A 16,370-nucleotide genomic window follows, 5' to 3' on the forward strand; every position below is an offset into this window, starting at 1 on the left:
TCCGGCGAATGTTCAACCGCTTTCGCGAGCAAGCCCGCTCCCGCAGTTGACTTGTGTACGACACAAAACCTGTGGGAGCGGGCTTGCCCGCGAAGGGGCCATACCAAGCACCGAAAACTCTCAGGCCTTGATACTGACCAGACTCAACAACTGCCCATCCTTGACCCCGAACTGCGCATCCAGCTCGGTGCCGTTGCGCCATTCGCCGGACAAATCCGTGAGCAGTCGCAGCCGCACCTCACCCGACTCACGCCACTCCAGCACTTCGGCGTGTTCGAAATAAAACCGTTGCTGAACGATCGGATAGAGTGCCTTGAACAGGCTTTCCTTGACCGAGAACGTCAGGGTCACCAGTAACGCCCGTTGCTCGCGAGTACCGGCCGCCATGCGTTGTAGCTCCGGCGGGTTGAGGATTTCCCCGGCCAGGCGTTCGGCGCGTTCGACATTGAGCAGGTTTTCCAGGTCCATGCCCAGGCCGCGCCAATGGCTTTTGTTCGCGACAATCGCCGCGGCCCGGCCTGTGCTATGGGTGATCGAGCCCGTGATATGAGCAGGCCAGACCGGTGCCCGGTCTTCACCAATGGCCGGAATGACGCTCAAACCTTCCAGGCGCTGTAACGCAGCCCGCGCGCACACCCGCCCGGCGAGAAACTCCGCCTGCCGTTTGGCGACAGAGCGCTGAATGCTCGCCGGCACCTCCACTGCGCTGCGCTGAAAGTCATCGCTGGCCAGTCGGGCGCTATCGAAGTGAGTGCTCAACAGGACCGTATCGGGCAGCACGAACGGTAGCGGCCAGTGGTCATCGAGGGGGGTGCAGCAGACGGGCAGTGCTGGATTCATGTCGGCATTTTGCCGGGTTGCATTGGGTCTGGGTAGTGCAAAGCTTCAGATTGGTATTGCCGCCTTCGCGAGCAGGCTCGCTCCCACAGTGGATTTGTGTCGCTTGCACAATTCCTGTGGGAGCGAGCCTGCTCGCGAAGCGGTCTACCGGTTCAACCAAAGATCTTTTTGAGGAACGCCTGCATGTCCGCCCACGATTTTTCATCGGCGGCCTTGTTGTAACCAATGTCCGGTCCGCCATGCTCGCCATGGCTCAACCGATCGGCATCCGGATTGGTGAACCCATGCTTGGCGCCGTCGAGGCTGACAAATGTGTAGTCGGCCCCGGCCTTGTCCATCTCACTTTTGAAAGCCGTGATGTTTTCCGGGGTGACGATGCTGTCCAGCGCCCCGTGTTCCACCAGAATCTTCGCCTTGACGCTGCCTGGCGTTGCCGGCGTATTGGTTGCCAACGCGCCATGGAAACTCACCACGCCTGCCAATGGCACGCCCTGTCTGGCGGCATTGAGCACCACGCCACCGCCGAAGCAGTAGCCGATGGCGGCGATTTTATGCGGATCGGTCTGCGGTTGTTTTTTCAACAGGTCGAGCCCCGCCTGAAACCTCGCGCTGGACACGGCACTGTCTTTTGTCACGGCTTGCATGAAGGCCATGGCGTCCTTGGGGTGCTCGGTATTTTTGCCGTCGCCGTACATGTCGATGGCCAGGGCGCTGTAGCCCAGGCCAGCGAGATCCCGGGCGCGGCGCTTGGCGTAGTCGTTCAGGCCCCAGAACTCATGCACCACCACGACCCCGGGGCGCGGACCCTTGAGGGCGTCATCGTAGGCGAAGTAGCCAATCATTTTTGTGCCATCGGCGCTTTGGTAGGGGATTTCCCGGGTCTGGATGGCAGCCTGGCTGAGCCCGCTCAAGGCCAGCAGGAGAACAGCGAAGAATATGCGCATGGTCGGAACTCCTGTTGAAACGTGTCGAAACATTCGGGAAAGGGTGGTTCAGCCCAGGTTCAGAGTGCGTTCAGGGGGAGTTCAGGGCGCGGTGCGTAACCTTGCCTCGTACCCAAAAAACAAACGGCACATGAGGAAACTCCCCAATGACTGCATTCAAAAAACTGCTTCTGGCATTCACGGTTATGGGCGCAAGCACCGCAGCCTTCGCGTCCGACGACAACTTCGCCAGCCTTACTCTTGGACAGACCAGCGACAAGGTCAAAAAATCCCACGCCCTGAACGACAACCTCAATCACCCGAACGCCGACGGTGTAATCGGCAAGGACACCACCTGGGGTGTGCGTCTGGGCCAGCAGAATAGCCAGGGCCGTTACTACGCCACTTACGACAACGTGTCGGGCTCGCACAACGGCATTAAACTGCGTCAGGAAAACCTCCTGGGCAGCTACGATCTGTTCTACCCGGTGGGCGGCAGCACCAAATTGTTCGGCGGCGCCACGGCGGGCCTGACCAAAATGACCCAGGAGTCGCCAGGCTTCAGTCGCGACAGCGATATCGGCTACGCCATTGGTGGCCAGGTGGGTGTGCTGCAACAGGTTTCGCAAAACACCTCGGTTGAACTGGGTTACCGTTACCTGCGCAGCAACGCCAGCACCGAGATGAGTGAGCGTGGTGGCAGCAAGCAGGGTTCGCTGGACCTGACCAGCAGCGCCCAGACCTACCTGTCCGCCAACTACGCTTTCTGACAAGCGTTTCGTGAGCGGCCTGCGCCGGATCGGTCCGAGTGACGATCCGGCGTTGCCATGTTAGCTATTGAGGCGCGGCGTTGCGCCTCTGGAGATGTTGATTTGCCCGGGAGAGTGTTATGAAACTGCTGGTCGTCGAAGATGAAGCGTTGCTGCGTCATCACCTGAAAACCCGCCTGACGGAAAGCGGCCACGTGGTCGAGTCCGTGGCCAACGCCGAAGAGGCGTTGTACCAGACCGCGCAATTCAACTTTGACCTGGCGGTGATCGACCTCGGTCTGCCGGGCATGAGCGGGCTCGACCTGATTCGCCAGTTGCGTTCAGGTGGCAAGACCTTCCCGATCCTGATCCTCACCGCGCGCGGCAACTGGCAGGACAAGGTCGAAGGCCTGGCCGCCGGCGCCGACGATTACGTGGTCAAACCGTTCCAGTTCGAAGAGCTGGAAGCTCGCCTGAATGCCTTGCTGCGCCGCTCCAGCGGTTTCACCCAGTCGACCATCGTCGCCGGTCCCTTGCTGCTGGACCTCAATCGCAAGCAGGCGTCCCTCGACGAACAGCCGCTGGCACTGACCGCGTATGAGTACCGCATTCTCGAATACCTGATGCGCCACCATCAGCAAGTGGTGCCCAAGGACCGCTTGATGGAACAGCTCTACCCGGATGACGACGAGCGTGATCCGAATGTGATCGAGGTGCTGGTCGGCCGTCTGCGCCGCAAACTGGAGGGGCCGGGCGGCTTCAAGCCGATCGACACCGTGCGCGGCCTGGGCTACCTGTTCAATGAGCGTTGCACTTGATCCGTTCGCTGCGCATTCGCTTGATGCTCGCCGCCACGCTGTTGGCGGTGTTGTTCATGCTGGCGTTGCTGCCGGCGATGCAGGGCGCCTTCAGCCTGGCGTTGCAGGACTCCATCGAGCAGCGTCTGGCATCGGACGTGACCACGTTGATCTCCGCCGCCCGCGTGGAGAACAACAGCCTGCAAATGCCGGCGCAATTGCCCGACGAGCGCTTCAACCTCACCGACAGCCGACTGCTCGGCTATATCTATGACCGCGAAGGGCATCTGGTCTGGCGCTCAAAGGCGACCCGGGAAGAGCGCATCAATTACAAGCCACGTTATGACGGACGTGGTAACGAGTTTGCGCGGATCCGCGAAGCCAATGGCCAGGAATTCTTCGTCTACGACGTCGAGGTCAAGTTGCTCGGCGGCAAAAGTGCAGCCTTCAGCATCGTGGCCCTGCAACCGGTTCGCGAGTACGAACTGACCCTCGAAGGTCTGCGGGAAAATCTCTATCTGGGTTTTGGGGCGGCACTGCTGGTACTGCTGGCGTTGCTGTGGATCGGCCTGACCTGGGGCTTGCAGGCATTGCGGCGCTTGAGCCAGGAGCTGGACCAGATTGAAGGTGGTACGCGTGAAAGCCTCAGCGAGGAACATCCCCGGGAATTGCTGCGCCTCACCGGCTCCCTCAACCGTTTGCTGCACAGTGAACGTGAGCAGCGCAGTCGCTATCGTGATTCCCTCGATGACCTGGCCCATAGCCTGAAAACGCCGCTGGCGGTGTTGCAGGGCGTCAGTGAAGACATGGCCCAGCGTCCCGAGGATCGCGATCAGGCCTGGGTGCTGCAAACCCAGATCGAACGCATGAGCCAGCAGATCAGCTATCAATTGCAGCGCGCCAGCCTGCGCAAGAGTGGTCTGGTACGTCATCAGGTGCACTTGCACCCGGTGCTGAAAAGTCTGTGCGACACGCTGGACAAGGTCTATCGCGACAAGCGCGTGCACGTTGCGTTCGACCTGCCCGACCCGTGCCATGTACCGATCGAGCAGGGCGCTTTGTTGGAAATGATGGGTAATCTGCTGGAAAACGCCTATCGCCTGTGCCTCGGCGAAATACGTATCAGCGTGCGTGAAACCCTCAGCGGCACCGAGTTGTGTGTCGAGGACGACGGGCCCGGTGTACCGCCGGATCAGCGCGCACGGATTCTCGAGCGCGGTGAGCGCCTGGACCGTCAGCATCCGGGGCAGGGCATCGGCCTGGCGGTGGTCAAGGACATCATCGAGAGCTACGGCGCCCAACTGACCTTGGGGGATTCACCGATGGGCGGGGCGGCGTTTCGGATTCATTTTCCGGTGGTTTAACCGGGAGTTTGATAGTGCTCTTTCGGGCCTCTTCGCGGGCAAGCCCGCTCCCACAGGGTTTTGAGTGAGTCAGATGATTTGTGAACAACGTCGGCCATTGTGGGAGCGGGCTTGCCCGCGAAGAGGCCGGTGATCACACCGAAAAAACGGGCACTGAACCTCAGCTCTCCTGCGCCCGATAGGCCCCCGGTGTCAGCCCGGTCCACTTCTTGAACGCCCGGTGAAACGCCGACGGTTCGGAAAACCCCAATTGCTCGGCGATCTGTTGCAACGACAGGTCGGCGCGGCTCAGGTGGTAAATCGCGATGTCCCTGCGCAATTGGTCCTTCAATTCCTGAAAGCTCGTGCCCTCTTCACGCAAATGCCGGCGCAAGGTTTGCGGGCTGATGTGCAAGTGCGCGGCCACGGCTTCCAGGTCGGGCCAGCGAGAACTGTCCCGGCTCAGCAAGCGGCGCAAGCGGCTGCTCAGGCTGTCGCCGTCATCCGGACGCGAAAGCAGGTTTGCCGGGGAGTGCTCAAGAAAATGCTTGAGGGTGCGCTCGTCCTGCAACAACGGCATGGTCAGGTAGCGGCTGTGAAACAACAGGCTGCTCTGGGGGCGTGAAAACTCAAGCGGGCAGGAAAACAGCAGGTCGTACTCGGCGCCGTGTTCCGGACGCGGGTAGCTGAACGTGGCCTGTTCCAGGCGAATGCGCTGGCCGATCAGCCAGCTGCCGAAACGGTGCCAGATCACCAGCAAAGCCTCGGTCAGAAAGTGGTCCGGGTCCCAAAGCTGCGAGTCGTCCAGGCTCAGACGGACCCATTCGTCCTCGTGAGTCAGGGTCAAACGCGGAGTCCCGGGGAATAGGCTATAAAACAATAAGCCGCGATTGAGTGCCTTATCCAGGCTGCGGCAGTGGATCACGGCATGGCACATCATCGCGAAGCTGCCCGGTCTGCTCGGGGCTTGCCCGAACCCCAGGTACTCGTCGTCCAGTGCCAGCCATAAGGCCTTGATCAATTGGGTGAACTGCTCCGGAGCGAGGCGCGCCCGCGGTTCGTCCAGCAACTCGGGGCTGATTCCCAGTTGTTGCAGCAGTCTCGAATAGTCGTAGCCGTGTCGACGCGCCCCGCCGAGAACGGCGCGGGCGAAATGACTGGCGATGGTGCGTTCACGCATGGCAGCAGGCCTGACCGTTGAACGACGGATGGTAGCTGCGCACTGCGGGCATGAACAGGGCGGATATCCGCCAAATTGCAGGACGGCTTTTAGTGGAAGGGCGGAAATCCGCCACATGCATGTAACCGTCTGGTGACAGGGAATTTGCTGCGACCCCTGATATCAAAAGGCTTGCAGGGTTTTTACGGAAGGTGGCACGGGCCTTGCGATACAACGAGCAGATGCCTGCCGTTGCGCAGCTCGAAAAAACAAATCCCTCCAGTGCAGGAGGGTTCGCAATTGCGGTGTTGCGGGCAACAGATGGATGTTGTCACCGGGCACCCTTGAGGAACTTTGCAATGACGACTCGTCAGCCACTGTACAAATCCCTGTATTTCCAGGTGATCGTTGCAATTGTCATCGGTATCGCCCTCGGTCACTTCTACCCACAGCTCGGTGTGGCCGTGAAGCCACTGGGTGACGGGTTCATCAAGCTGATCAAAATGATCATCGCCCCGATCATCTTCTGTACCGTTGTCAGCGGCATCGCCGGTATGCAGGACATGAAGTCGGTCGGCAAGACCGGTGGCTATGCGCTGCTGTACTTCGAGATCGTATCGACCATCGCCCTGCTGGTCGGTCTGGTCGTGGTCAACATCGTGCAGCCGGGCAATGGCATGCACATCGACGTCGCCACCCTCGATGCCTCCAAGATTGCCACTTATGTTGCAGCCGGTGCTGACCAGAGCGTCGTTGGCTTCCTGCTGAACGTGATCCCGGCCACCATCGTCGGCGCTTTCGCCACCGGCGACATCCTGCAGGTGTTGATGTTCTCGGTGATCTTCGGTTTCGCCCTGCATCGCCTGGGTGCCTACGGCAAGCCGCTGCTGGACTTCATCGATCGCTTCGCCCACGTGATGTTCAACATCATCAACATGATCATGAAGCTCGCGCCGATCGGTGCCTTCGGTGCCATGGCGTTCACCATCGGTGCCTACGGTGTCGGTTCGCTGGTGCAGTTGGGTCAGTTGATGGCGTGCTTCTACATCACTTGCCTGCTGTTCATCCTGATCGTGCTGGGCTCCATCGCTCGCATGCACGGCTTCAGCGTGCTGAAGATGATCCGCTACATCCGTGAGGAACTGCTGATCGTGCTCGGTACTTCTTCTTCGGAATCGGTACTGCCACGCATGCTGGTCAAGATGGAGCGTTTGGGCGCACAGAAATCCGTCGTGGGTCTGGTGATCCCGACCGGCTACTCGTTCAACCTCGACGGTACCGCCATCTACCTGACCATGGCCGCAGTGTTCATTGCCCAGGCCACCGATACGCACATGGACATCACGCACCAGATCACCCTGCTGGTGGTGTTGTTGCTGTCCTCCAAAGGCGCCGCCGGTGTGACGGGTTCGGGCTTCATTGTACTGGCAGCCACCCTGTCCGCTGTTGGCCACCTGCCGGTTGCCGGCCTTGCGCTGATCCTCGGCATCGACCGCTTCATGTCCGAAGCCCGTGCCCTGACCAACCTGATCGGTAACGCCGTGGCGACCATCGTTGTGGCCAAGTGGGTCAAGGAACTGGACACCGATGTGCTGCAGGCCGAGCTGGCCTCGGGTGGTCGCGGCATTGCCGACGAGCCTAAAGACGATGTGTTGGGCCACGTCGAAGGAGCAACCCCGACGAACGCCAAGTAAACCTCGTTGTAATGAAAAACCCGCTTCGGCGGGTTTTTTCATGCCCGGCGTTTGAGCGTAACGGTCACTGCAAGTGGCACATAAGGTAATTGCTGCAATGTCGTTGGCTGCCTAGGCTGGAGGCATTGTTAACGGAGAACGTTCATGCTCGGTCCATTGGTATCACTCAAGGTTCTGGATTTCTCGACGCTGCTGCCGGGGCCGTTCGCCTCGTTGCTGCTGGCGGACATGGGCGCCGAAGTGCTGCGCATCGAATCACCCACCCGCCTGGATCTGCTGCGGGTGTTGCCGCCCCACGATCAAGGGGTGTCGGCCAGTCATGCCTACCTCAATCGCAACAAACGCAGCCTCGCCCTGGACCTCAAGCAGCCTGAGGCGCTGGATGTCATCAAGCAGCTGTTGCAGGACTACGACATCGTGCTGGAACAATTTCGCCCCGGTGTCATGGAGCGACTGGGGCTGGGGTATGAGGCCCTGAAGGCGATCAACCCAAAACTGATTTATGTGTCGATCACCGGCTACGGCCAGACCGGCCCCTACAAGGACCGCGCCGGCCATGACATCAACTATCTGGCCTTGTCCGGGCTGGCCAGTTACACCGGCCGAGCCGACAGTGGGCCACTGCCATTGGGCATGCAGGTGGCGGATGTCGCCGGTGGTTCGCTGCACGGGGTGATTGGCTTGCTGGCGGCGGTCATCGCCCGGCAGCAGACCGGTCAGGGTCAGCACCTGGATGTCAGCATGACCGACTGCGCGTTCAGCCTGAATGCGCTGGCGGGTGCGGGATATCTGGCCTGTGGCGTCGAGCCGGGGCCGGAAAACCAGGTGCTCAATGGCGGCAGCTTTTACGATTACTACCGCTCCCGGGATGGGCGCTGGCTGTCGGTGGGCAGCCTGGAGCCGGTGTTCATGAAGCAGTTGTGCGCGGCGTTGGGGCTGGAGGAACTGGCTGGCCTCGGCCTGTCACCGCAACCGGCGCATCAGAAACAGCTGAAAGACGCGCTGAGGGTCGAATTCGAAAAGCATGATTTTGCCGAGTTGCGTGCGCTGTTCGCTGAGCTGGATGCGTGCGTAGAGCCGGTGTTGAGCCTGGGAGAGGCGCTGTGCCATCCGCAGTTGCAGGCGCGGGAGTTGGTGGCCGATGTGCCGCGGGACGATGGTTCAAGCCAGGCGCAGATGGCGTGCCCGCTGAAGTTTTCAGAGGGCTTGCCAGAGCCGAAGCATATCGGCGCGGCGCTGGGGCAGCATACCGATCAGGTGTTGGGGGAGTTGGGGTTTAGCGTTGAGCGAATTGAAGAGCTGCGGAGTAACAAAGTGATTCTTTAGTGTTTGTACTGGCCTCTTCGCGGGCAAGCCCGCTCCCACATTGGATCTATGCCATACCGGAGGTCCCCTGTGGGAGCGGGCTTGCTCGCGAAGAGGCCAGTACAGCCATCGCAAATCTCGCTACTCGACCCGCATCTCCCCACTGAACACCAAGGTGTTGCGGCACCGCCGGCACAGATACCGCCGTCCTTGCCGCACCAGGCTGTGGCGCTGGGCTGAGAACGGGAAGTCGCTGTCGGCGCACGGGCATTTGTAGATGTAACGGGTCACGCTGCGGCGTTTGACGTCATAGGTGTGGCAGCGGTTGGGCGGCAGTTCGTACACGCCGCGCATGATCAACTGCCACTCTTCGCCATGGGGCTGGATGCGGTCGCCAAACAGCTGATGGGCGATCAGGTGCGCGACTTCATGGGCCACGGTCTGCTTGAGGAAATCCTCGGTATTCTCCCGGTACAACTGCGGGTTGAAGCGCAGCAGGTTCTCGTGCAAATGCGCGACACCGGCTTTTTGTCCGCGCAGCTTGAGGCTCACCACGGGGCGTTTGAAAGGTCGTTTGAAAAAGGATTCGGCTAGTTGGAAACAGTCTTCGACGCGGGAATTGAGTTGCTCGGGCATGCTTGATGGATCTCCAGAGCGGTCGAGTATGCCGCAACCCTCGGGCCTTGCGAATCACCAGGTTGCCGAATGGTCATGGGCTTTCTCGTTGCTGAAGAATGAAAAGGCCGCCTCGCGGCGGCCTTTATCGGCATTTCTGATTTTCAGTGATGAGCGGCTAGTTGGTGTAGACCGGCCCCACGCCGAGTCCCCAGACAATCACAGTGAACGCCATGATGGCGACCAGCACCACCAGGCCTACGGCGAGCACCGAACTTGAAAACAGGAAGCCCTCGTCAGATGGAATGTTCATGAACGTCGGTAAGCCCACATACAGCAAGTACACCGTGTAGCAGATGGCTGCGGTGCCGATGATCATCCCCAGCCACAGGTGCGGGTACAAGGCCGCGAGGCCGCCGATGAACAAGGGTGTCGCGGTGTAGGTTGCAAACGCAATGCAGCGGGCGAGGCTTGGGTTGGCGTCGTAGGTGCGGGCCATCCAGTGAATGAATGCGCCCATTACCGCCACACCCCCGAGCATCGCCAGGTACGACATGACCGTCATCCATATCGCGCTTTCTACGGTCAACATCACGGGAGGCCGATTGCCGATGACCCAGCCGACCTGTGTGGTGCCTATGAAGGCAGACACGGCGGGGATGGCCGCCAGGATCAGCGTATGGGTCAGGTACATGTGGCTGATGCTTTCCTCCTGGTCGCCACGGATTTCTTTCCATTCTTGGTCAGGGTGGGTGAAGAGCCCCACTACGTGATGGATCATGCCAGTCACTCCTCTTGTCTTTACCGTCGCCCCCCAGTGGAGCGCCTACGGGCCAATGCGGCCAAGCAAGTCACAGGTCTGAAATATGTAAGCGACCTTATGTCGCAGTATAGGGAGGAGTTTCCATGGGTGGAGCAGGGGCTTTAGAGCAAATCGCGCTGTAAACACGAGGCCTAATCGCGGTTGCGTCTGTACGGGCTGCCGAAGGCTGTGATCTTTTGATCTTTGGTGATTTCAGCGCCACCGAAGATCAAAATCAAAAGATCGCAGCCTTCGGCAGCTCCTACGGGTCGATTTTTTGCGTAAAATGCCCGCCTTTCGTCACACCTCACGGATTTCGCGTCATGGGCACTCTCACGGTCAACCAGAACAAACTGCAAAAGCGCCTTCGCCGACAGGCCGGTGAGGCGGTTGCCGATTTCAACATGATTGAAGACGGCGACAAGGTCATGGTCTGCCTGTCCGGTGGCAAGGACAGCTACACCATGCTCGATGTGCTGATGCACTTGCAGAAGGTCGCGCCGATCAAGTTCGAGATCGTGGCCGTGAACATGGACCAGAAGCAGCCGGGCTTCCCGGAGCACGTGCTGCCGGCCTACCTGAAAGAGCTGGGTATCGAATACCACATCGTCGAGAAAGACACGTATTCGGTGGTCAAGGAGCTGATTCCGGAAGGCAAGACCACGTGCTCGCTGTGCTCGCGCCTGCGTCGCGGCACGCTCTACACCTTCGCCGATGAAATTGGCGCGACCAAGATGGCCCTGGGTCACCATCGCGACGACATCGTCGAAACGTTCTTCCTGAACATGTTCTTCAACGGTTCGCTCAAGGCCATGCCGCCGAAGCTGCGCGCCGACGATGGTCGAAACGTGGTGATCCGCCCGCTGGCTTACTGCAACGAAAAAGACATCCAGGCCTACTCGGACTTCAAGCAATTCCCGATCATTCCGTGCAACCTCTGTGGTTCCCAGGAAAACCTGCAGCGTCAGGTGGTCAAGGAAATGCTGCAGGACTGGGAACGCAAGACCCCGGGCCGTACCGAGAGCATTTTCCGCAGCCTGCAGAACGTGATCCCGTCGCAACTGGCGGACCGCAACCTGTTTGACTTCACCAGCCTCAAGATCGACGAAAGCGCCGCATCGCGCTTCGTCAACGTGGTCAACCTCTGATTAAAACTGTGGGAGCGGGCCTGTGGCGAGGGGGCTTGCCCCCGTTGGGCTGCGAAGCGGCCCCAAAATCTCCGATGTAGCAAAGATCTTGTGAGTGCTACGCACTCAAACGGGGCGGTGCGGCGTTCCGACAAGCCCCCTCGCCACAAGTCCGCTCCCACATTTGGTTTTCGTTTCAATCCTCAGGAGAGGGCATGCGCGATTACAAGTGGCTCAATGAATACTGTCTGAACCGCTTCGGTTCGGCGGCTGAACTGGAAGCCCATCTGCCCGTTCCCAAGACTCCCGCGCAGTTACGCAAGATCAGCGACGATCGCTACCTCTCGATGATGGCGCTACGGGTGTTTCGCGCCGGGCTCAAGCACAGTCTGGTGGATGCCAAGTGGCCAGCCTTCGAAGAAGTGTTCTTCGGGTTCGACCCGGAAAAAGTCGTGCTGATGAGTGCTGAGCACCTTGAGCGGCTGATGCAGGACACGCGGATCATCCGGCACCTGGGCAAGCTCAAGAGTGTGCCGCGCAATGCACAGTTCGTACTGGACGTGGCCCATGAAAAGGGCAGCTTCGGCGAGCTGATCGCCGACTGGCCGGTGACCGATATCGTCGGGCTCTGGACCTTCCTGAAAAAACGCGGACATCAGTTGGGTGGGCTGTCAGCCCCGCGCTTCCTGCGGATGATCGGCAAGGATACCTTTGTGCCGAGCTACGACGTGGTCGCGGCGCTGAATGCGCAAGACATCATCGACAAGGTGCCGAGCAGTCTGCGCGACCTGGCGCTGGTGCAGGATGTGTTCAACCAGTGGCATGCGGAAAGTGGCGGGCGGCCGATGAGCCAGATTTCGATGATGCTGGCGTATACCGTCAATCATTGAGGGGGTGGGTGGCTGAAAAGATCGCAGCCTTCGGCAGCTCCTACAGGTTTACACACATTCCCCTGTAGGAGCTGCCGAAGGCTGCGATCTTTTCTGTCAGGCGACGGAAGTCTCGCCCTCGCCAGCCAGCTTGCGGTTCAACTGATAACGCCAGCGCACATACAACAGTGCCGAGCAAAACACCGCCAGGCTCGCACCCATCTCCAGCAAGCCGAAGATTTGCCGGTTCGGGTCATAAGCGGCCAATGCGCCCTTGATGAAATACAGGTTCACCACAAAGCACATCCATGAATGCCCGCGAGGACTGCCGACGATCATGCCCGGCGCCAGTATCAGCAGTGGCACCAGTTCGATCAGCAGAATCACCCATGGCCGGGCGCCATGCAGGTCGGCGATCAGCAGGTAATAGACGCACAGCAGGCCCACCAGCCCCAAAAAGCACAGCAGGCTGATGACACGCATCGCCCGCACCCGCGGCTCGAGCCAGTCAATGGCGGGGAGAATCTTCGGCTTCCTGGCCACTTCAGCTCTCCAGTTTCTGTGCAGTCTTGGCCAGGCGCATGCCCAACGCGCGGCACAGCGCCACTTCATGGCTATCCAGGCCGCTTTTGCCGTCGGCACCGGCGTGGTGGCTGGCGCCGTATGGCGTACCGCCGCCCTGGGTTTCCAGGAGTGCCGATTCGCTGTACGGCAGGCCGGTGATCAGCATGCCGTGGTGCAGCAATGGCAGCATCATCGACAGCAGGGTCGTCTCCTGGCCGCCGTGCAGGCTCGCGGTGGAGGTGAATACGCCTGCCGGTTTACCCACCAGGGCGCCGGTCAGCCACAGGTTGCTGGTGCCGTCGAGGAAGTACTTGAGCGGCGCGGCCATATTGCCGAAGCGGGTCGGGCTGCCGAGTGCCAGGCCGGCGCAGTTCTTCAGGTCGTCGAGGCTGGCATACAGCGCGCCTTCGTCGGGAATCTGCGGCGCAACGGCTTCGCACTCGGTGGAAATCGCCGGCACTGTGCGCAGGCGGGCTTCAAGCCCGGCCTGTTCGATGCCACGGGCAATCTGCCGGGCCATTTCGTTGGTCGAGCCGCTGCGGCTGTAGTACAGAACCAGAATGTAAGGTGCACTCATGGCAACAGTTCCAGGATCTGCTCCGGTGGACGACCGATGACGGCCTTGTCACCGACTTCGAGAATCGGTCGCTCCATCAGTTTCGGGTGGGCGGCGATGGCGGCGATCAATTGCGCTTCGCTCAGGCTGCCGTCGGCCAGATTGAGGGTCTTGTACTCGTCCTCGCCGGTTCGCAGCAGTTGCCGCGCGCTGATCCCCAGCTTGCCCAGCAGGCGCTGGATTTGCGTGGCGTCCAGCGGGGTGTCCAGGTAACGCACCACGGTCGGGGCCAGGCCACGGGCTTCAAGCAGTTCGAGCGCACCGCGGGATTTCGAGCAGCGCGGGTTGTGATAAAGCGTCAGATCGGTCATGAGCGGGTCGCATCTTGCGTAAGGTGGCGGCTATTCTAACTGTGCAGCGCGCAATCCAGAACCGTGAGAGGCGATGGGTCGCAGGCGTATTCAATTTTTGACAAGGAACACGACATGACAAGGCGACTGGCAGCAGCATTGGCGATCATCGGAGCGTTGATGCTGGGGGGCTGCGGGAATGACTATGGCATCGACCAGGACGGCCACAAGATCGCCGCCGACCGACTGGACGGCAAATGGCTGGTACTCAACTACTGGGCAGAATGGTGCGGACCCTGCCGTACCGAAATCCCGGAGTTGAACACCCTGGCCGAGCAACTCAAGGACAAGAAAATCGGTGTGTTCGGGGTTAACTTCGACAACGTCCAGGGGCAGGAACTGAAGGGCGCGAGCGAGAAACTGGGGATCAAGTTCACCGTGTTGGCCCAGGACCCTGCCGAATTGTTCGAATTGCCGCGCAGCGAGGCATTGCCGGTGACGTACATCATCGATGACAAGGGCAAGGTGCGTGAGCAGTTGATGGGTGAGCAGACGGCGGCGGGGGTGATGGCGAAGCTTGAGGCGTTGCAGGCAAAAAATTAAGGCAAAAGATCGCAGCCTGCGGCAGCTCCTACAGATTTACGTTTAATCCTGTAGGAGCTGCCGAAGGCTGCGATCTTTTTTGCGGATCAACCTTCCTCAAGCCACCAACGCAGCGGCTTGCCTTCCGCTGGCCAGAAGCGGATCTGCTCGATCGGGGAGACGTCCCAGCGCTGGACGTTTTCCAGGGCCTGCAGGAAGCGTTTTTCCTGCTCCATCAGCGCCGGCGCGCACAGTTTGCGGGTGCTGCCGATTTTGCCGAAGGTCAGTTTGTCGCCCTCCAGGGTGTACGGCGCGAACCAGTGGTTGCAGCCGCCATTGCCGTAGGCCCGGCCATCTTCGCCGAGCGTGATGGTCAGGTGGCTGTAGTCCATCAGCGGCCGCTCGCCGATCCACTCCAGGATGTAGCTGCGATTGTGTTCAAGCTGCACCGGCTCGGCGGCGCAGCCCAGCAGGCTGGCACCGGTCATCGCGCTCAGAGCGAGGCGTTTCATCACGCAGGCTCCTGGCATTTCGGGCACAGGTGTTTCTCGCCGACGGTGGTCCAGCCCAGCTCGGCAATGCGCGCGGTGGCGGCAGGTTTTTCGGCTTTGTTGCCCAGCTTGGCGTCGACGGCGAACTCGAAGCTCAGCGCTTTGGCGCAGCTGTCGCAGTTCACTTGCCAGGTATGGATCGCCAGTTCGCCGAACACCGGGCCGCTAGCCACCGCGACCCATTGACCAGGCGGATTGATCAGGTGGCGAACCGTTTCGACGGTCAGGCGCATGGACAAGTCCTTGGCGCCCTTGAGGGTCACGACGAGCACGTCGTTGTTGCGAATCGAGCCACCGTTGCCGGTGACCTGATAGCGCCCCGGCACCAGGGCGCGGCATTCGGTGAGGGTGTGTTGCGGGTTCATCAGGCTGTAGCGGAAATCGTGTTCGACCATGGGTCCTCCAAATATGCGCGATATGCTAGCACGGGCTTGCATGCCGCATCGCGCAGGCCGATGACCTTCGATCCGTTTCAGTCGCCCGTGACCAGGTTTTCCGGCGTGCCCGCCACCCAGGCGGCAATGTTGCGCAACGTGGTGGCGGCAATCGCATCCAGCGCTTCGTGGGTCAGAAAGGCCTGGTGTGCGGTGACGATCACGTTAGGAAAGGTCAGCAACCTGGCCAGCACATCGTCTTGCAGCGGCAGGTCGGAACGGTCCTCGAAAAACAATTGCGCCTCCTCCTCATACACGTCCAGACCCAGATAGCCGAGGCGACCGTCTTTCAACGCGTCGATCAGCGCCGGGGTGTCCACCAGGCCGCCACGTCCGGTATTGATCAGCATCGCGCCCGGCTGCATGTGGGCCAGTGATTCACGGTTGATCAAGTGCTTGCTCTGCTCGTTGAGCGGGCAGTGCAGGCTGATGATCTGCGATTCGGCCAGCAGCTGCGGCAGGCTCAGGTAGCGCGCGCCCAAGGCTTCGACCTGCGGGTTGGGGCAGGGGTCATAGGCCAGTAACCGGCAGCCAAAACCGTTCATGATTTTGGCGAAGGTGGCGCCGATCTGCCCGGTGCCGACCACGCCGACCGTCTTGCCCACCAGGTCGAAACCGGTCAGCCCTTGCAGCCTGAAATCCCCATCGCGGGTGCGGTTGTAGGCGCGGGGCAAGCGGCGGTTGAGTGCGAGGATCAGCGCCACCGCGTGTTCGGCCACGGCGTGGGGCGAATAGGCGGGGACGCGTACGATGGCCAGTCCCAGACGTTTTGCCGTTGGCAAGTCGACGTGGTTGTAACCCGCCGAGCGCAGGGCGATCAGGCGAGTGCCTCCAGCGGCCAGGCGCTCGAGTACTGCCGCGCTGAGGTCATCATTGATGAACGCGCAGACCGCTTCATACCCTTGAGCGAGCGCGACCGTGTCGAGGCTCAGGCGCGCCGGCTGAAATTGCAGCTCGATGCCGGCCGGTCGCCCGGCCGCGAGAAAGCTGTCGATGTCGTAGTTCTGGCTGCTGAAAAGAATCGTGCGCATGATTTCCTCTTTGCCTCGTTCCTGTAAGCGCTGGCAAGCCAGCTCCCACAGAGCAGGTGGTGAGCTTACGCTGATATTT

19 protein-coding genes are annotated in these 16,370 nt (G+C 60.6%); 8 read left to right on the forward strand and 11 right to left on the reverse strand.

Features of this window, described 5'->3' with window-relative positions; translation table 11 throughout:
* Positions 1–120: 120 nt before the first annotated feature.
* Positions 121–840: a 4'-phosphopantetheinyl transferase gene (locus tag C9422_RS05310; protein ID WP_116579918.1), complete on the reverse strand. Its 720-nt coding sequence runs from the start codon at positions 838–840 to the stop codon at positions 121–123.
* Positions 841–992: 152 nt separating this feature from the next.
* Positions 993–1,784 carry a dienelactone hydrolase family protein gene (locus C9422_RS05315; protein ID WP_116579919.1) on the reverse strand — a complete coding sequence of 264 codons (792 nt, stop codon included), beginning with the start codon at positions 1,782–1,784 and terminating at the stop codon, positions 993–995.
* A gap of 146 nt (positions 1,785–1,930) precedes the next feature.
* Between C9422_RS05315 and C9422_RS05320 the strand changes: the two genes are divergently transcribed.
* The 3 genes from C9422_RS05320 to C9422_RS05330 all read left to right on the forward strand — a co-directional run bounded on the left by C9422_RS05320 (position 1,931) and on the right by C9422_RS05330 (position 4,673).
* Positions 1,931–2,533: a hypothetical protein gene (locus tag C9422_RS05320; RefSeq protein WP_116579920.1), complete on the forward strand. Its 603-nt coding sequence runs from the start codon at positions 1,931–1,933 to the stop codon at positions 2,531–2,533.
* A gap of 119 nt (positions 2,534–2,652) precedes the next feature.
* Positions 2,653–3,330 (forward strand): response regulator transcription factor, encoded by a 678-nt coding sequence (locus tag C9422_RS05325; RefSeq protein WP_007980106.1) that lies wholly within the window; start codon positions 2,653–2,655, stop codon positions 3,328–3,330.
* Entirely contained in the window at positions 3,327–4,673 is a 1,347-nt protein-coding gene (locus C9422_RS05330; protein WP_116579921.1) for an ATP-binding protein, read from the forward strand. Before C9422_RS05325 ends, C9422_RS05330 begins: the two co-directional genes overlap by 4 nt.
* A gap of 160 nt (positions 4,674–4,833) precedes the next feature.
* On the opposite strand, the gene C9422_RS05335 is transcribed toward C9422_RS05330, so the two are convergent.
* Positions 4,834–5,832 carry an AraC family transcriptional regulator gene (locus tag C9422_RS05335; RefSeq protein WP_116579922.1) on the reverse strand — a complete coding sequence of 333 codons (999 nt, stop codon included), beginning with the start codon at positions 5,830–5,832 and terminating at the stop codon, positions 4,834–4,836.
* 338 nt (positions 5,833–6,170) lie between these two features.
* Between C9422_RS05335 and C9422_RS05340 the strand changes: the two genes are divergently transcribed.
* Together C9422_RS05340 and C9422_RS05345 are read left to right on the forward strand one after the other, a co-directional pair.
* Positions 6,171–7,505, forward strand: a complete 1,335-nt coding sequence (locus C9422_RS05340) for a dicarboxylate/amino acid:cation symporter (RefSeq protein WP_116579923.1) — start codon at positions 6,171–6,173, stop codon at positions 7,503–7,505.
* 144 nt (positions 7,506–7,649) lie between these two features.
* Positions 7,650–8,831, forward strand: coding sequence for a CaiB/BaiF CoA-transferase family protein (locus C9422_RS05345; protein WP_116579924.1), 1,182 nt, complete (start codon positions 7,650–7,652; stop codon positions 8,829–8,831).
* A gap of 120 nt (positions 8,832–8,951) precedes the next feature.
* Here the strand turns inward: C9422_RS05345 and C9422_RS05350 are convergent, their stop codons facing one another.
* Both C9422_RS05350 and C9422_RS05355 read right to left on the reverse strand, forming a co-directional pair.
* Positions 8,952–9,446: a SprT family zinc-dependent metalloprotease gene (locus tag C9422_RS05350; RefSeq protein ID WP_007980095.1), complete on the reverse strand. Its 495-nt coding sequence runs from the start codon at positions 9,444–9,446 to the stop codon at positions 8,952–8,954.
* Between the two features lie 157 nt (positions 9,447–9,603).
* Entirely contained in the window at positions 9,604–10,206 is a 603-nt protein-coding gene (locus C9422_RS05355) for a Yip1 family protein (RefSeq protein WP_007980093.1), read from the reverse strand.
* Positions 10,207–10,550: 344 nt separating this feature from the next.
* Between C9422_RS05355 and ttcA the strand changes: the two genes are divergently transcribed.
* Both ttcA and C9422_RS05365 read left to right on the forward strand, forming a co-directional pair.
* Positions 10,551–11,375, forward strand: a complete 825-nt coding sequence (ttcA, locus tag C9422_RS05360) for a tRNA 2-thiocytidine(32) synthetase TtcA (RefSeq protein ID WP_015096458.1) — start codon at positions 10,551–10,553, stop codon at positions 11,373–11,375.
* A gap of 194 nt (positions 11,376–11,569) precedes the next feature.
* Positions 11,570–12,244 carry a DNA-3-methyladenine glycosylase I gene (locus C9422_RS05365; RefSeq protein ID WP_116579925.1) on the forward strand — a complete coding sequence of 225 codons (675 nt, stop codon included), beginning with the start codon at positions 11,570–11,572 and terminating at the stop codon, positions 12,242–12,244.
* Positions 12,245–12,340: 96 nt separating this feature from the next.
* Here the strand turns inward: C9422_RS05365 and C9422_RS05370 are convergent, their stop codons facing one another.
* The 3 genes from C9422_RS05370 to arsC are packed head-to-tail and all read right to left on the reverse strand — an operon-like array spanning position 12,341 to position 13,714.
* Positions 12,341–12,766: a DUF2069 domain-containing protein gene (locus C9422_RS05370; protein WP_102699792.1), complete on the reverse strand. Its 426-nt coding sequence runs from the start codon at positions 12,764–12,766 to the stop codon at positions 12,341–12,343.
* Between the two features lies 1 nt (position 12,767).
* The gene (gene wrbA, locus C9422_RS05375; protein WP_116579926.1) at positions 12,768–13,364 is read right to left on the reverse strand and encodes an NAD(P)H:quinone oxidoreductase; all 597 of its coding nucleotides are present in this window, start codon (positions 13,362–13,364) and stop codon (positions 12,768–12,770) included.
* The gene (gene arsC, locus C9422_RS05380) at positions 13,361–13,714 is read right to left on the reverse strand and encodes an arsenate reductase (glutaredoxin) (RefSeq protein WP_116579927.1); all 354 of its coding nucleotides are present in this window, start codon (positions 13,712–13,714) and stop codon (positions 13,361–13,363) included. Before arsC ends, wrbA begins: the two co-directional genes overlap by 4 nt.
* 114 nt (positions 13,715–13,828) lie before the next feature.
* Here arsC and C9422_RS05385 point away from each other — a divergent pair, with 114 nt between their 5' ends.
* The gene (locus C9422_RS05385) at positions 13,829–14,296 is read left to right on the forward strand and encodes a TlpA disulfide reductase family protein (RefSeq protein ID WP_104449059.1); all 468 of its coding nucleotides are present in this window, start codon (positions 13,829–13,831) and stop codon (positions 14,294–14,296) included.
* A gap of 86 nt (positions 14,297–14,382) precedes the next feature.
* Here the strand turns inward: C9422_RS05385 and C9422_RS05390 are convergent, their stop codons facing one another.
* The 3 genes from C9422_RS05390 to C9422_RS05400 form a co-directional block, all read right to left on the reverse strand.
* A complete protein-coding gene (locus tag C9422_RS05390; RefSeq protein ID WP_007974527.1) occupies positions 14,383–14,787 on the reverse strand; it encodes an META domain-containing protein in 405 nt (134 codons plus the stop codon).
* Complete coding sequence (locus tag C9422_RS05395) at positions 14,787–15,221, reverse strand: hypothetical protein (protein WP_015096451.1); 435 nt, start codon at positions 15,219–15,221, stop codon at positions 14,787–14,789. The genes C9422_RS05390 and C9422_RS05395 overlap by 1 nt, the downstream gene beginning before the upstream one ends.
* A gap of 77 nt (positions 15,222–15,298) precedes the next feature.
* Positions 15,299–16,291, reverse strand: coding sequence for a 2-hydroxyacid dehydrogenase (locus C9422_RS05400; RefSeq protein WP_116579928.1), 993 nt, complete (start codon positions 16,289–16,291; stop codon positions 15,299–15,301).
* Positions 16,292–16,370: the final 79 nt, after the last annotated feature.

It is taken from the genome of Pseudomonas sp. B1(2018) (assembly GCF_003097365.1).
Taxonomy (GTDB): domain Bacteria; phylum Pseudomonadota; class Gammaproteobacteria; order Pseudomonadales; family Pseudomonadaceae; genus Aquipseudomonas; species Aquipseudomonas laurylsulfatiphila.

Coding starts and splice junctions, on each gene's coding strand:
- C9422_RS05310 (WP_116579918.1), bottom strand. CDS start 840: ATGAATCCAGCACTGCCCGTCTGCTGCACCCCCCTCGATGACCACTGG.
- C9422_RS05315 (WP_116579919.1), bottom strand. CDS start 1,784: ATGCGCATATTCTTCGCTGTTCTCCTGCTGGCCTTGAGCGGGCTCAGC.
- C9422_RS05320 (WP_116579920.1), top strand. CDS start 1,931: ATGACTGCATTCAAAAAACTGCTTCTGGCATTCACGGTTATGGGCGCA.
- C9422_RS05325 (WP_007980106.1), top strand. CDS start 2,653: ATGAAACTGCTGGTCGTCGAAGATGAAGCGTTGCTGCGTCATCACCTG.
- C9422_RS05335 (WP_116579922.1), bottom strand. CDS start 5,832: ATGCGTGAACGCACCATCGCCAGTCATTTCGCCCGCGCCGTTCTCGGC.
- C9422_RS05340 (WP_116579923.1), top strand. CDS start 6,171: ATGACGACTCGTCAGCCACTGTACAAATCCCTGTATTTCCAGGTGATC.
- C9422_RS05345 (WP_116579924.1), top strand. CDS start 7,650: ATGCTCGGTCCATTGGTATCACTCAAGGTTCTGGATTTCTCGACGCTG.
- C9422_RS05350 (WP_007980095.1), bottom strand. CDS start 9,446: ATGCCCGAGCAACTCAATTCCCGCGTCGAAGACTGTTTCCAACTAGCC.
- C9422_RS05355 (WP_007980093.1), bottom strand. CDS start 10,206: ATGATCCATCACGTAGTGGGGCTCTTCACCCACCCTGACCAAGAATGG.
- ttcA (WP_015096458.1), top strand. CDS start 10,551: ATGGGCACTCTCACGGTCAACCAGAACAAACTGCAAAAGCGCCTTCGC.
- C9422_RS05365 (WP_116579925.1), top strand. CDS start 11,570: ATGCGCGATTACAAGTGGCTCAATGAATACTGTCTGAACCGCTTCGGT.
- wrbA (WP_116579926.1), bottom strand. CDS start 13,364: ATGAGTGCACCTTACATTCTGGTTCTGTACTACAGCCGCAGCGGCTCG.
- arsC (WP_116579927.1), bottom strand. CDS start 13,714: ATGACCGATCTGACGCTTTATCACAACCCGCGCTGCTCGAAATCCCGC.
- C9422_RS05385 (WP_104449059.1), top strand. CDS start 13,829: ATGACAAGGCGACTGGCAGCAGCATTGGCGATCATCGGAGCGTTGATG.
- C9422_RS05390 (WP_007974527.1), bottom strand. CDS start 14,787: ATGAAACGCCTCGCTCTGAGCGCGATGACCGGTGCCAGCCTGCTGGGC.
- C9422_RS05395 (WP_015096451.1), bottom strand. CDS start 15,221: ATGGTCGAACACGATTTCCGCTACAGCCTGATGAACCCGCAACACACC.
- C9422_RS05400 (WP_116579928.1), bottom strand. CDS start 16,291: ATGCGCACGATTCTTTTCAGCAGCCAGAACTACGACATCGACAGCTTT.